General features: G+C 35.4%; 13 protein-coding genes and 1 tRNA gene. 2 read left to right on the forward strand and 12 right to left on the reverse strand.

What is annotated here, in order from left to right:
• Window positions 1–103: 103 nt before the first annotated feature.
• Window positions 104–802 (forward strand): response regulator transcription factor, encoded by a 699-nt coding sequence (locus O3633_RS01360; protein WP_371620123.1) that lies wholly within the window; start codon window positions 104–106, stop codon window positions 800–802.
• Entirely contained in the window at window positions 799–2,169 is a 1,371-nt protein-coding gene (locus tag O3633_RS01365; protein WP_006149378.1) for a sensor histidine kinase, read from the forward strand. The genes O3633_RS01360 and O3633_RS01365 overlap by 4 nt, the downstream gene beginning before the upstream one ends.
• A gap of 190 nt (window positions 2,170–2,359) precedes the next feature.
• On the opposite strand, the gene O3633_RS01370 is transcribed toward O3633_RS01365, so the two are convergent.
• The 12 genes from O3633_RS01370 to O3633_RS01425 all read right to left on the reverse strand — a co-directional run bounded on the left by O3633_RS01370 (window position 2,360) and on the right by O3633_RS01425 (window position 15,397).
• Window positions 2,360–2,431: transfer RNA gene (locus tag O3633_RS01370), tRNA-Arg, on the reverse strand.
• A gap of 42 nt (window positions 2,432–2,473) precedes the next feature.
• Entirely contained in the window at window positions 2,474–2,821 is a 348-nt protein-coding gene (gene rplS, locus O3633_RS01375) for a 50S ribosomal protein L19 (RefSeq protein WP_001068670.1), read from the reverse strand.
• A 379-nt stretch (window positions 2,822–3,200) separates the two neighbouring features.
• Window positions 3,201–4,568 carry an ISLre2 family transposase gene (locus tag O3633_RS01380; RefSeq protein WP_371620124.1) on the reverse strand — a complete coding sequence of 456 codons (1,368 nt, stop codon included), beginning with the start codon at window positions 4,566–4,568 and terminating at the stop codon, window positions 3,201–3,203.
• A 147-nt stretch (window positions 4,569–4,715) separates the two neighbouring features.
• Window positions 4,716–4,943, reverse strand: coding sequence for a hypothetical protein (locus O3633_RS01385; RefSeq protein WP_084911290.1), 228 nt, complete (start codon window positions 4,941–4,943; stop codon window positions 4,716–4,718).
• A gap of 52 nt (window positions 4,944–4,995) precedes the next feature.
• On the reverse strand, window positions 4,996–5,802 hold the full coding sequence (locus tag O3633_RS01390) for a ParA family protein (RefSeq protein ID WP_371620125.1): 807 nt from the start codon (window positions 5,800–5,802) through the stop codon (window positions 4,996–4,998).
• Window positions 5,799–5,945 (reverse strand): hypothetical protein, encoded by a 147-nt coding sequence (locus O3633_RS01395; protein ID WP_061587149.1) that lies wholly within the window; start codon window positions 5,943–5,945, stop codon window positions 5,799–5,801. The genes O3633_RS01390 and O3633_RS01395 overlap by 4 nt, the downstream gene beginning before the upstream one ends.
• Window positions 5,946–6,036: 91 nt before the next feature.
• The gene (locus tag O3633_RS01400; protein ID WP_371620126.1) at window positions 6,037–7,713 is read right to left on the reverse strand and encodes a helical hairpin domain-containing protein; all 1,677 of its coding nucleotides are present in this window, start codon (window positions 7,711–7,713) and stop codon (window positions 6,037–6,039) included.
• Entirely contained in the window at window positions 7,704–8,045 is a 342-nt protein-coding gene (locus O3633_RS01405; protein WP_524539358.1) for a plasmid mobilization protein, read from the reverse strand. Before O3633_RS01405 ends, O3633_RS01400 begins: the two co-directional genes overlap by 10 nt.
• Window positions 8,046–8,291: 246 nt before the next feature.
• Window positions 8,292–8,600, reverse strand: a complete 309-nt coding sequence (locus O3633_RS01410; protein WP_371620128.1) for a hypothetical protein — start codon at window positions 8,598–8,600, stop codon at window positions 8,292–8,294.
• A 48-nt stretch (window positions 8,601–8,648) separates the two neighbouring features.
• Window positions 8,649–13,283, reverse strand: coding sequence for a PBECR4 domain-containing protein (locus O3633_RS01415; protein ID WP_371620129.1), 4,635 nt, complete (start codon window positions 13,281–13,283; stop codon window positions 8,649–8,651).
• Window positions 13,284–13,294: 11 nt separating this feature from the next.
• Entirely contained in the window at window positions 13,295–14,644 is a 1,350-nt protein-coding gene (locus tag O3633_RS01420) for a hypothetical protein (protein ID WP_371620130.1), read from the reverse strand.
• A gap of 345 nt (window positions 14,645–14,989) precedes the next feature.
• Entirely contained in the window at window positions 14,990–15,397 is a 408-nt protein-coding gene (locus O3633_RS01425) for a hypothetical protein (RefSeq protein ID WP_371620131.1), read from the reverse strand.
• Window positions 15,398–15,400: the final 3 nt, after the last annotated feature.

The raw sequence follows: 15,400 nt of genomic DNA on the forward strand, positions 1-15,400 counted from the left end.
GATTAATTTTAAACTAAGCTAACCTTAATTTTACATTAAGATTAAAGTATCTTGCTTTTTTCACTCTTTTAAATGGTATAATATAGATAAGCGAGGTAAGATTATGAATTTCGAACAACAGCTCCTGAATAAGCACATCCTTATCATTGATGACGATAAAATTTTAAACTCTTCCATAAGAGATATTCTCACTGCCTACGGATTTTCCAATCTAACATCAGCCTATGATATAGAATCTAGTTTGGACATGATTGAAACAGATCAGTTCGACCTTTTCCTTTTGGACATTATGCTCCCCGATGGTGATGGCTACACATTAGCAAAACATATCCGAAAAAAAGGCGATACACCTATCCTCTTTCTGACTGCCAGAAATAATCCTGAAGATGAGATAGCTGGTTTCAATGCTGGTGGTGATGATTATATCATGAAACCCTTCATTCCAAAAAATCTTATCTATCGTATTATGGCTCTGCTCCGTAGAAGTTATAAATCAGAACAGGAAACAATACAGATTGGACAGACTTTGGTGAGTTTTCGGAATGCAACAGTACAAAAAAATGGAGCAGAAATTTCTATTACGCCAATTGAAATTCAGATTTTGAAAAAACTTTACGATAATAAAAATTACATCGTTTCAACCGAATCTCTCTGTGATACGATTTGGGGAGTGGATAGCTTTGGTTATGAAAACTCTTTGACTGTACATATTCGGAAAATTCGAGAAAAAATAGAAGAAAATCCTTCAAAACCTCAATATTTAAAGACAGCTAAAGGGCTAGGATATAAATTGTTATCATGATTATGAATCAAACCAAAATTTTAAGGTATTCACTAAAGAAATTTATCTTTTCTTCCATCATTATCTTTATTACCAATATTATTCTAATTGCCAGTTTTGTTTTCTACATTAGTAAAAAGCAAACTGCTACTGAGACTGTGAAAATAATTTCTGAACACATTACCATCACAAATAATAACGTCCACATACCTGAAAATGATATTTCTAGTCTAAAAGAACAAAAGTTATGGCTCATGGTATTGGATAAGCAGACTGGAAAACAAGTGTACGAACAGTATAAACCTACAGAAGTTCCTTCGCAATTTGACTACGGGGACATTTTACAGTTTTCTCGCTATTATCTTTCAGATTATCCTGTTTTTAGTCAGATAAAAGGTGGATACATCATTGTTGTTGGTTTTCCAAAAGATAAAATTGCTCGTTATAGTTTTAATTACTTAGATATAGATAGTCTCCGCCTGTTTCCACTAATAGCATTTGGAGTATTGCTTTTCAACTGCCTTTATTTCGCTTTTCTTTACTACTATGGCGTGACGCATATCAATCGTAAAATTGTGCCTCTTGTAACTGCTATTCAGAATCTCCCATATGGTTTAAAAAATCCAATAAATTCTATATCAGAACTAGAATATCTTACAACTGCAATTAATCAAACCGATACTCTACTCAAAGAGAATGAAGTCTTTAAAGAGCAATGGATTTCAGGTATTGCACACGATATCAAAACACCTCTTTCTGTCATCATTTCTAACGCGTCCTTGTTAAATGATTCTGAACTAGATACACAGTTTAAAAAACATATTCGTCCAATATTGACGGAATCCTATTACATCCAAAATGTTTTAAATGACTTAAATATAGTAGCTCGCCTTTCATCCGGTCATCTTCAATTAAATCAGACTGAAACAAAAATTATCCCCTTCTTCAAAGACATTCTCATCCATATTTTAAATCAAGAAATCTGGAATGAATTTGAATTTGAATTTGATTACGATTATTCACTTGTTAATCAATCTATCATGATTGAGCAGTTTTTAATCACAAGAGTTATCCATAATATCATCTACAACTCTGTTTTACATAACGAAAAGGGTTGCACAATAAGAATCCACTTATACAAAAAAGATACAAATGTAATTGTCGAAATCAAAGATAATGGACAGGGAGCTTCACCAGAAAAAATTGCTGAACTTAATGAATTATCTTTTAAAAACATTGATATTTCTAAAATTAGAACGACTGGAATTGGGCTAAAAATTTCAAAACAAATTGTTGATTTGCATCAGGGTTCTATTTCGTTTGCTAGTATCCAAAATGAATTCTTTGAAAGTATCATTTCACTTCCGATTTTCAACATTACCAATTAGATAAAAAAATGGAGAAGAAACATTAGAGTCTTCTCCATTTTATTCTCTAGCCATTGACAAAATATAATTTTTGGTCAAAATTTGGTCAAAAAAATTAAAAATGCTAAATTATTTTTAAAAATGAACTTGAGAAAATTGCCTTCAAATAAACATTTTGAATTTTCTTTGTCTTTCTTTACATTACTAAAAATGCCCCCTGCAGGAATCGAACCTGCAACTACTCCTTAGGAGGGAGTTGTTATATCCATTGAACTAAGGGAGCTAGAGAAAAACTCTGCCGAATGAGCAGAGTTTTTTGGTCGAATTAACGACGGATTTCTTTGATACGAGCTGCTTTACCTTGAAGAGCACGCAAGTAGTACAATTTCGCACGACGTACTTTACCGTAACGAACAACTTCGATCTTTTCAACACGTGGAGTGTGGATTGGGAAGATACGTTCAACGCCTACACCATTAGAGATTTTACGAACTGTGTAGTTTTCTGAGATGCCAGCACCTTTACGTGCAATAACAACACCTTCAAAGATCTGAACACGTTCACGGTTACCTTCGACAACTTTCGCGTGTACACGAACAGTGTCACCAGGACGGAATGATGGGATATCAGTACGAAGTTGACCTTCAGTCAAGCTTTGGATTAATGGATTCATTTTATTCTCCTATCTTTGTCAATCATGAGGAAGCTTCCTCAGCGGATAAACTGTATTTTTGTGCGTCCATTACACACAAGATACAGTTTACCAAATTTCTAAAAAAAAGTAAAGAAATTTATAGCAAAAGTTTGTGTCTATTCTTTTGAGGTAGTAAAAAAATACATCAAAAACGGAAATATCAAAACAAGGCTAAACAATTTTACTTGCTCAGCCTTGACATCTACTAAAATTTCTGATAGTATTAATCTTACTGATAAACAAGCACCAATTGTTTATCTTTATGAGAGGTACGTTGCTGCGTGCCTCTTTTTAGTTATAAGAATATTATACACTATTTCTTCCTGTAAGTCAAGAGTTTAAACCGTTTTGAAGCATACTATCTATTTATTTTTTTCCCTACAAAACGTTGTTTATCTCTCTGCTTTCGCCCCTTCCAAGAAGCATTTACAATCGTTCCTAAACTCCTTGGAGCTTGATTAATCTTTTTTCGTACTTTTGCACTGCTCATTCCTTCTGAGTGGTATTTTTCATATTCATTTCTCCAATTACCAAAAAATAAATCTCGGAGTTCTTGATTGTAAGACAGCAAAATAAGATGGGACATCGCATCGGCATGGTTTAATGACCAATACATCCCTCTATTTTTCATCCGATAACTTATTTTGCGATGCTGACTTTCCATGATTCCTAAACTTGCTGTATCTAGATTCCTCTGTTCAGGTGGCTGCGTATATTTAAAATTTCCAAGAATTCTATTCTTAAAAACCGTAAAGGTATCAATCTTTTTTTCGTTCCGATTAAGCAGGACTAATGATTCTAGAGTATCAATAGCTGTTTTCAATTTCTGCTTGCAATGGCTATCTATAGCTTTCATAAATTGATCTAGTAGCTCTTCTGAATACGGCTTGACCAACTTTTTTATTTCTTTGTTTAGATGGTATCTATCCCAAAAATGTTGATGATGCTTAATTCCTAGATCATTTGATATCTCTTTAAATAAATGTGGAGTATATCCATGACCCATATCTGAATTTGTCACAAGTAGAGTATCTGATGTAATTTTAAAGTGATTATAAATATAATCTACTACTTTTTTCCTTGCTATTCGATTATTGGATGACACAATTTCCACCTTATTTTTTAAAATTTTCCTCTTTCCGTACTCCTCCGTTCCAGTATGGATGACAAAATGAGATAATTCTTTATTCTGTTGTTCTTTTTCACGTCCACTGACCTTTATCCAGACACCGTCCCCTTCAAGATAAATAACAGGAGCCTCAATTTTTTTGACAGGTACTTCATCGCTATAGAAACGATAATTTTCTTTTTCATTTAACAATTGACTTGCTAGTTTAATCGCTTTTAACACCGTGTCTTTAGTAATATAAACCTGGTACATCAGTTCAATAACTTCCACTACTTTCCGATACGGTAACATTGTAGCTAGTTTAGTGATTTGATACAGCAGTTCTTTGGAATAGGTAATACGTTTCTCCAAACCTAACTTCTCATCTACTGGAATCCTACATTTCCCATTCTTATACCAGCGCCTTCTTGAAAAAGTTACCTGGCCAAACGTAAAAGTAACGGTTCTCTCAGCATAGTTTACAAATTTGTAGCCTCTAGCTCTCATTGTGGGAGCAATATAGTTGTCATAGTCTCTTACAAATTTATGAAATCCTTGTAGATTTTTCTCTTTAAATTTCTCTACAAATTCTCTTTCATCAATAATTTTTGTATCCAAATTAAAAACACTCCCAACTAAAATCATAATAAAAAAGTATAAAGATTTTAGTTCAAGAGTTCAAATGTTTTTTGTCAGCAAAGATAAAAACCTTCCCTATAAGGAAAGGTTTTTTGATTAAAATTATAATTACAATTATATTTATATTTATAGTGATAGGTTTTCAATCAGTTTATCAAGGTAATCTGATGCAGACTTTGCACCAGCTGCTTTAGCAATCTTATCCAATTTTTTCCGATTGCTTGGTTTCAAAGTAAACTGAAATTGTTTCTTACGTTCAAAACTTTCAAAGCTGGCTACATCTGAAATCTGCTCAGGTTGATGGGTTGCTTCGATAATCTGCGAAATCTCTTTTTCTTTTGGTGTGAATGCCATGACAATCTCCTTCTAATTATATTTATAATTGTATTTGTGTTTATAAATATAATTATATTGTATCATAAATTTTTGAAAAAGTCTGCTCCAGCTCAGTAAAAAACTTTTTGTGTTTTTGATAAAGCTCAGGATTCTCCTTCATATCTGCAATAGAGACCTTATCAATCGTAGAATGATTGAATAGCTCTTTTGCTGGTACAATTCCTAGAAGGTTATCTGTTCCCTTTTCTTTAGCTTCAAGCCCCAGAGCTTCCAGTAACTCTCTTGATGACCCATAGTTTGGTCGGATCATATTTGCTAAGAAATATAACTCAGCAGTAATGTATGATTCTCTTGTACGATAGTCAATTACATCCTTCCTGAATGCTTCTAACCGAGTTGATAAATTGAATTTGGCATTATAACCAAACTCTGAAGGAGTCAAGGGACTAATAATAGCGTGACTGACCGCTACAGCATTTTTAGTAGCTGTCGCAAAGTCTGGTCTACAATCAATCAAGATATAGTCAAACTGATCCAACTTCTTCTTTTCGTAGTTATCCTCTAGCCAAAGATAAAGTAGCATATTTTTCTTATCGCTGTTCTCCAGATCTCGTTCCACCGTGTCAAGCTGAACTGAACCTGGAATTAGACTGATATTTTTCTTGACTTGCTTAATATCCACATCGCCACCTTTAAAAGCATTAGCAATCGTATTCTTGCTCTCATAAATATTATAGCACTGGGTTAAATTGCACTGATGGTCAAGATCAATCAAAAGAACCTTATGCCCTTTCTTAGCCAGCCATTCCCCATAATTAAATGTTAAAGTTGTTTTCCCAACACCGCCCTTAATAGCGGCAAATGTGATAATCTTCATTCTATTTCTCCATTCCATCCATAGTAGCAATGGCTACACATTGTTTCTTCTTCATCTATCCACCAACAAGCTCCTTTGTCAGAAGTATAGCAAGCATTGTTCCAAGTGCAACCGCAAATTTTGCAATGAGATTTTTCTGCCATCTACCTATCTCCTTGTTATTTTCTATACTTCTATTATACCATTATAATTATATTTGTCAATATGTTTATAATTATATTTATAATTATTTTTTTACAATGAAGTTTCTCTATCCTTACGTTGCTCCACATTTTTCTCAATGTCTTGATGTAACTTATAATCTTTTGTAATTGCTTCTACTCGTTGATACAAAGCCTGACGCTCAAAAGTCGCCTCCTTAACAAGTTTATCAATCTCAGCTTTGCGAGTGCTAGGATCTACTCTCAAGTCTTTCAGAATAGAAACAGCTAGTTTCACTTCCTGAGGATCGCTTGATTCCAATGCAAGAAATGCAGACTGAATTTTATTAAGTTCACCCAAGCGTTGATCTAATTTATCAAGCAAGTTATCTACTTCTTCTAGTTCTTCTTCAAAACGATTTAACAATTCATCAAATTGTTGTCCTTCTGTCACTCCATGAGCAGATAGATAATTATATTCACGAACAAGCTGATCCAAACTGGAGATTTTCGGATTTTTCCGGACAATCATTTCTCCGTTATCATACGACAACTGAGAAGCGACTGTTTCTCCCTTCATGTACCGATTCTTATCAGCGTGTTCAGGATTAACAAAATAGTAGAAGTCATTTTTTCTGATAAAAATTTCATAAGAGCCATCTTCTGCTTTTTCAATCTGATGAGCTGGAATAAGAATGGTTCCCTTATTTCTAATCCCAAATTCCATTTCAAGATAGATTCCATTTTTTGTTTCTTCCATAACCTGCCATTCTTCAACTGTGATTCTCATTTCAAAATCATCTTCTCGTTCTGCTACCATTTTTTCATATTCGGATTTAATTTCATCGACAGAAAAAGTCACCTCGTTAGCAACCACTCTCTCAGAAATTTTCTCTAAAGAATAATTTCCTTTTTTGGACAGTGTACGATCCCTAACATTTCTTGTTTGTTCCTGATCAGATAAACGATATTTTATTTCCTTTCCTGAAGTATCAACTACAAGATTTAATGCTTGAGCCTTCGATTTGAAATCTTCTAATGAGGTTGAATGTTTTAAAAGGAAATCTAAACGAGATTTAATCTCATAGCGAAAAGAATTTTTTTTGCGATAGGCATGATAAGTTTTTCGATTAGTCCATAATCTCTCTTTGAGAATTTTAGCTCCAGCTAAATCCGAATACTTATCTGAAATATTCTCTAAACTTTTTTTCGTTCCTTTCTGCCAGCGAAATTTATTTAAGGTTACAGAATTAGTAGAATTGAAAATGATGTGGTTATGAATGTGCCCCTTATCCATGTGTGTTGCAATGACAAATTCATGTTGACCACCAGTCAATTCTAAAATTGTTTTACGACCAATCTCATGAATTTCTTGTGGAGTCAAGTCATCTTCAGGCGAAAATGATTGGATGATATGATGAGCCAAAACTCGATTCGGATTTTGAATATCCGATAATTCCTTTGTTCCTGCTCGTTGAGCCGCATTCTTTTTGGTCAAAAGAAATTCTTCTGTCGCTGTGTTGGCATCTGTAATTCCATAAGTAGATACAAGTTGCTTGACTACTCGGCCATCTTTAACCACTGCTGGAAATTCAAGCTGTTCATCTTGTCCTAAGAAACTCGTTTTAGATGGATTCTCGATATAGCGTAAAGCATTATTTAAACTTTTTGTATCAGTCAGCTCGACCGTCTTTGCTTCATCCTCAATATATTTTGTAGAGCGACCCAAAGAAGCCACTCCTTTTATCTGCAGGACTTTTGTTACAACCATCTGTCTTGTTCCTTTGTTTGATTTTCTTGTTTTTGAATAAATTGATTGACTATATCTTTCAAATCTTTTTGCAACTCAAGAATTTGACTCAGCTCCTTTAAACTAACCTGGTCATCTTCATTGACCTTTTTTGCAATCTGATTGACATTAACACCTATTCGATGAATGGCTTGATGCAATTCTTTTAATTCATCAAATTTTAAAATTTTGACTTCACCCATAATCAACATAATTCGGGCAAAAGAATTAAAGTTTGCCATTCCAGATTCTGAAACCTTGGTCGAAATGAACCGAGCTTCCTCCTCCGTCAAGCGGATTTTTTTCTGAATCATTCGTTTTCGTTTTTCTCCATTTTTCAAAAATCATCACCTCTGTTCTGCTATTTCTTGATTGAGGGGCTCAGCCCCTTTTCTTCTGGCAAGCATAGCACTTGGGTACCCAAATGCTGTTTTCAAAAAGGTCAAAAATAGTCAGGGTGCAACACCTGACCATTCTTGACTTTTTAAATTTTTGGGGAAATCCCCAATCCCCTAATCCCTGCAAGCAGGAATTTTTTTATTTCGAGGAGAAAAGTTTGATTAAACTTTTAAAGTTTCTAACAGAAAGTCCACCCCATCAAGCAACTTCATTTTTAATATTTCATCTCTAAGTTGCTCAAATCTTTCGTCACTCATTTCCTCTATTTCTTTCAGTGCAACTGGATACATTTCTGCTTCTTCTACTTCATAGCTTGTTTTAATTCGCATATCCCTACGAAGAATATAAAGACATTCTTTACGTGAAATATGCTGGTTAACTTCATTCACTTTTGGCGAATCTGTAACCTCATCCTCAAAAAATATCTCCATCAAAATATCAAAAGTTTCTTGTTTTAGATTTTCAATCATCTTCTGTTTCTCCTTTTTTGTTTTTCTTTCTGCGGGTTATCGCCTCCATTATTGAGGGCTGCTCAGGGACTTTTTTTCTTCCACCTGCTTTACAGCCTCCCCCTTTTGACTACCTAACTGCTCAGATTTTTCTTTTGCTTGTTGAAGTTTATCTGCAAATTTATCTTTCTTTACGCTTTTATTTTTTACCAGTTCTAACTTTACATCCATCCGATCAATCAAACTTTTTGCTTCTTTCTGAACAATCTGCAGTTGTTCTACCATATCTTCAAAGCCATTTTTATCCTTCGCCCAGATAGCTAAATATCCAAAACTGTAACTACTAGTATCAAAACCAAAATGATTAGCTACGACATAGGCTACACTTTCAGCTTGTAATTCTTGCTTACGATATTGGTCGTCCCCATATTGTGCATTAGTTCCTCTGTGTAAATCTGAATGAGCCATTTCATGAAAAATTGTTTTTAGAATATGTTCTTGCCCCTTTAATCCTTTTGAAATGACTATTCGATTTTCATTTGGAGAGTAATAACCATTTGCGCCCTCTCTTTTAATTTCTTCAAAACTGATAGAAACCTGATTATCCATCGAAACTGCTTTAGCTGCTCGATATAAATCTTCATAATCTTTGACAGAACCAGTCAATTCATTAATTGCTTTTGGCAATTCTTTTCCTTCTGTTTGAGAAACATCAAAGACATTCCCTAACTTAAATCGAGTAACTGTGACTTCCTTCTCTTCCATCTCATTCTCAGATGGAGAAAAACTCAACTCATTTTGATTAGCAGAGATTTTAGTTTTCACTTGATACGGAACCCAAATTTTTAGAGCCTTAGAACCCTTTTTAACCGTTCTTTCAAAATCCGTTTTCCATTTATTAAAACTTGCAACTTGGGAAACATTAGGATTCTGCATCTTCAGAAAATGGATATTGTTAAGTGAGTAGTTGTGAAACTTACTCATCGTATCCAAGAAAGATTTAAATTGTTCTGAATCCAAATAGTTCTTCATTCCCTCTTTCAAGTGTTCAGCTAAAGCTTTTGTATCTTTATTTGCGACCAGCTGGGAAATGGTTTGTTCTGAACTTTTAGTAGCAACTGCTTCGGTAATAATAGCTCCTGCAGCCACTTCAGCATCTGTCCTTCTTTCTCTATCTTCCTGCTTTTTATGAAGGTTAGAAGCAGCATTGTATGGATCTGTTCCTTGCAACATCTCATCAGAATTGGAAATACCATCACCATCCAAATCACGATCCCTCTCATCTTTTCGGTTATACTGATAAATTTTTTCGTATGGATTATCTAGTGTCTCCTGCAAATTCTTGACTTGTGTTTTTTCAAATTTATCTCGAATGTTTTCGATGGTTTGTTCAACTTTTTCTGATAAATCTTTAATTTCTTTTTGCCATTTTTCTACAAGAGCTACTTGTTCCATTGGAGAATCCTTAACCCCCAACTTCTCAAACCAAGCAGATAGATTTTCGACCTCAACACTATCCATTCCATCAAAAGAAATAAATCCTAGACGACTATCATGACTGCTATCCAAAAAACCAATTGGACTATTTTCTAACGCTCCGTAAGGTACTTGAGATAAAAGTTGATCTGCATAAGGAGTATCTTCCAAAGCGTAACTATACTGAGAAATGTCTAACTCACTTGCTAATCTCTCCAGATGATACTGATTGAATAATGCCCCATCTATCTTCATCAACTCTGGATGCTCTCGCATTTCTCGTGTACCAAGTCTTTCTTTGTGAGCGATCGGGTTAATCTCATCCCCAATATCGTAACGAATACCATCCTGAATCAGTTCACCATCAGGGCTGTACAAGGCAAATTGAACCTTTGTAAAAGGGGTATAGGAAGCACCTTCTACCTGGTTCATTCGATCACTTACACTCGCATGATGTTTGTCGTAATAGATATTATTCTGCTTATATAACTCTTTTGCAAAATCTTGATAAGATATCAGCTCTGTTTCTTTAAAGGGCAACTTAGGCCCATCTGGGCGCTCCTCAGCCCATTGAAGGCGAATCGTATAGTTATTCTTGTCACTCTCATTAGTCTGGAGTTCCTCAAACAAGCCATTCTTCATAATGGATTGCAATTCTTTGCCCCCATCCTTGATGTAGTCCTCGTTGATCGATAGCTGTTTAATGTGGCCATTACGTTCACGGAATACAGCAAGAATAGGCGTTTTATCTACAGTCTCCAGTTCTTTGACTAGTTTTGCTCTGGATTGAAATACTGATACTGGTATATAATTTTCTTCTTCCAGCTCTTTAAACAGTAAAATAATATCTTTATCATCAGATTTTATAAGGCTGTCAAAGCGCCCATTATAACGTCTAAGATTAGTTAAATCATCAAAATAGAAAGATGTACTTTCTGTTGCGACTGAAAGATCTGACAAGACGTTGATTTTGTCAAAGGCTGCATCATTATTTGCCAAAAGAATATTATCAAAGTGCCCGTTTCCCTCTGCAAAATCACGTAAAGTTTTTTCAGGTGTCTGCCCTGGTGCAAGTGGCTTAATCCCTGTTAAGTGCATGAAGTGTTTCTCTTCAAAATTCACTTGTACAGTCTTATCAGGGGTGACATAATAAATCTTAGAGTTAGCCAATTCATCCAAATAATACTGCGCTGCATTCTGAATAGTTTGACTACGAATTGGACGATTTAATTTAGCTAATTCATTCGAGGAAATAGAATGATAATGCCCATCATTACTTGACTGAAACTCTTCATTTATGCTAAAATATAATAAATGAGAGGATGACGTAGGACGACTGGTAACAGAGCGTTCAAAGGTACCAACTTCTGGTACGGGTGTGGGACTGCCTTCAGCCTTGGGCTGTAAAGACCCCTGACTACCATTGGTCCTCTCATTTTTTTGATCTTCTGAATTCATATTTTGCTCCTGAGAACCCTCAGGAGCTTTTTCTGTGCTCTGATTTTCTTCCAGCGTTTCATAAGCATCTCCACCAGGATTGGAAGGCTTTTTAAAAATTACCGTTTTATCTCCATCAATGACCATCTGTTTTTTAGGTTCCACTGAAAAGCTAATATTATGCCAGTTCTTCTTCAGCCATTCCGCATCTTCTGAAGATAAATTGCTAGTATCTATGTTCAATTCAGAACTCTGATCATCTTCTAGAACTACTTCATCTTGCTTTTTTTGTTTGGACAGTAACTTGTTTACCACCTCTTTTTCCTCCTCCGTTTTAGGGAGATATTGAGATGATTGTTCAAATTTTCCTTCTTCTGTCATTTCTAGAGCTACAAAACGTAGCCCTTTTACAAAGTATATATTTGGATGTTTAGCCCATTGTTTGACCTCTCCAGAATCAATTATAGCTTGTGTTTCCGGTTGAATAAGTACTCTATCAGTTTGTTGAGGATTGTTTACTAAATCTTCTTCATGCTCACTGCTATTCTCATGAAATTTCGACATACTATTTTTTCTCCCTCTCTCTTGATTAATAATTGTTTGATATTCTTGACGGACTTCTTCCCTTGTCAATTGTCTATCTGACACAAAGGCTTTTACATCATCTGCAGTTAGCTCTTGCGCTTTTGCAAGAGCTATTTCCTTCTCAAAAAAGCCCTGGTAATACCAGGACTTTTCATCTGCTATATAAACGTGCGCCAGATTCTTAGGAGCTTCGTTATCTCTCTTCAGGAAATCATTCCAATCTTCCTTTTCCTGATTAAGCTGAACGATAGGCGGAATCGCAATCTGGACTGGAATCCCCTTCTCCTGCAATCGAGTGATAAAATTCTGTCCTGCAGCATCATTATCTACAGCCAAGGTAATCACATCTTGATGCCGACCATCTTTGAAATAATCCGTTGTGTTGACGACAGTTTCCAGAGCTTTTCCAGTATTCTGATCTATTTGATAGGATTTACCGTTCATCTCTGCATATAATTCCATAAAACGTCGGCTAATGATGCCTTCTTTGACACCATCCATAGCTACTAAGCGGACATCCTGAAGCGTATACTTATGAAGCTCATAGTAGCTCATGAGATCGATTGGAGCTTCCGCAAATACCAAACGTTTAGGGGTGCCAATATCAATTGAAAATCCTAGTTGTCCATCTGAATTTCTCATAATTTGTTTTAAGCGTCCACGTTCTGGATAATGCACTCGATTCTCTACGATTCCCTGGAGACTAGCGCCAGCTAAAAAGCCCGTGTTGTCTTTATATTTAAAGACAATCACAGGCTCGAAATAGTCTCCTTTTTTTCGAGTTGCCTCCGCCATACTCTCCTGGCTAATAAAGAAATTAATCGTATCATCTGAAAGGCCTCTCTGTGCCTTTAAATAGGTTCTAGAGGCGCTGAAGTCCTGATTCTCGTATCTTTCCAAATTATAGTGAAATGGCTCTTTTGGAGCCATCTGATCTCCTGAATTAACTTGTTTAAATTCTCCAGTTTCCAAAAAATGCATCGCTTCTTTGTAAGAAACTCCTTTTATGGATTGAACTAACTGAATGACATCTCCAAATTCAGTTCTTGAATTCCAGTGAAATTCATTTTTTCTTGCATCGATTACAAATGAATCGTGCTCTGTCCAGGTATAACTATAGCTTCCTGTACGCTTTAACTCTATGCCTAGTTGCTCTGCAACAGAAATAATAGATAATCTTTTGGCTTCTTCTTTACTTAATGCCATCTGTTACCTCCCTACAATGAAAATTCTGGCCCTTCTTTTTCTGCTACTATATCTTGTCTCTGTTCTTTCTCAAGTTCTTCGGCTTCTACAAAACGATTTAAATCAGGAAAATGGAGTTGAGCTTGTTTTAGCTTATCATGAACTAACAAGTTCTCATCGATATGATAGACTGCTTCCTGATGGCCATTAAATCCTTTCTCTAGATCAATATCATCAAAGCGGATAACAGCCAACTCTGTCAAACTTCCCTTATACCAAGCTCCAATCTCGCTTTCAAGATAAAACTGAACGGATTCTCTATCTTCCGTCTTTGTATCCCGTAAATAAGCTAGTTCCCAGCTTTCACCTTGAGAATATCCAGTGACTTCTTGAACGATTAACTCCTGATTATTCGTGCCTAAAATCTGGTTAATATCTCCTAAACGTGGTACTAGAATTTCCTGTGCTAGTGAGATGGCTTCTGTACGATAATCGAAAAATTCATATTCTTCCCTATCTTCGACATAGTTCCTAACGAAATCTGAATAATGAGGGAAATGTTCCTGGAAACTAGGTGAAATCATCCCATAGATATAGGCTTGTCTTAGTGTTTCAAACCGAGCTATTTGGTAATATGAAGGATCTAGCCTAGCTTCTTGATTCAACATTTCCTTGATATTTTCTGGAAGTTGAATTGGCTCTGAATCTGGCCAAGTTTTCTTTGAATAGTTGATTACTTCTTCGTAGAGAATCATATCAATCTCTGGATTCTCCATTTCAAGCAAAGTATCTACAATTTGAGCATATTCTGAAAGATTGGAACGATAATCAGTAATCAAGCCATCTTTACGAACCTCCCACTCCTCAACCTGAGCATTTTCTGGAGTTCGTAGTAACAATACCTCCTCAGCTTCCAGATCAACTCCAATGACCTGATCGCCATTGGGTAGCTGATCCATCTCCAATTCCTGAATCTTAGCATCTAATTTATCATTAGCCTGAAGCAAGTCTTGCTTCAAGTGAAATAATTCTTCTGCATTGGCCTTTAATTCCTCAAAGTAATCTCTGGAGATCTTCACTGGTCGAACCAATAAATCTTTCTCTCGTTGCTCTCGAGGATATGAAAATAAATAGGGAGCAACTTTTTTGAAATCTTGATAATTCATCCATTTTATGGATTCTGTAACAATCATATTTTGGACATCAACGACATCTGTATGAGGTGTAATCCAACCAGCTAAAGCCAATTCTCTTACTGCTTCTGATAGGGGGTAAGAAGGGATATGTTCTAAAATCCCCTCAAAATAACCAATCCCTCGTGCGGTCTCCTCCTCAATTTCACGCTTCATTCGTTTAAATTGTTTTTGTGGTAATGTATTCATTCTATTTCCTTTCCTTTCTTTCCATTATCTGGACCGTAAAAGGAGCCTACGATACCTGCGGAACGAAAAGCCGATTCCAATGCCGATCTAGCCAGCTCAGAAGCCGCAATTGTTCTCACTTTCACTTCTCATAGCTCTTCTTCCTTCTCCTTAATTAATTTATTCATCCGCTGATTCTCTTTAACAAGCTCATCTCGTTGTTGCTTCAGTTTTGCCAATTCCATTTGATTCTCCTTCATCAAAAAAACTCTAAACGGCTACTACCTGCTTAGAGTTTTTTGATGATATTTTTATATCTTTTTCAAACAAAAACAAGCCATCTTTGACTTGTTTTTTCTTAATATTTCAACTAGTCACTGCTGTAAGTATTGCAGAACCTCCAAAAATAACAATTATCGCCATTCTTAAAATGGGATTATTTATATCCTTAAAGATTAAGAACATAAACAAAACTAAAATAAGAATAAATAGGACTAATGTAGCCATTGAATAACCACTAACCCTAGAAAATACCTGAACATGATACCACAACAACAGACCAGCAATAACAGTCAGAATTAAAGCAAATGCTAATAACCACCATGCTTTCCCATCGTCTTTAAACATAACTGTAACTGGATTTGTTATATTCTTTACTGAAGCATTAAATGTACCCAATTCATGTAAATAGTACATTGTACCTACAACATAAAAAAACTGAGCGATTAAGTTTAATAATATTTCTTCAAAAATGGTATCCAAGTATTCTCTCATATT

This window comes from Streptococcus sp. 27098_8_22 (genome assembly GCF_041432415.1).
Taxonomy (GTDB): Bacteria; Bacillota; Bacilli; order Lactobacillales; family Streptococcaceae; genus Streptococcus; species Streptococcus pseudopneumoniae_M.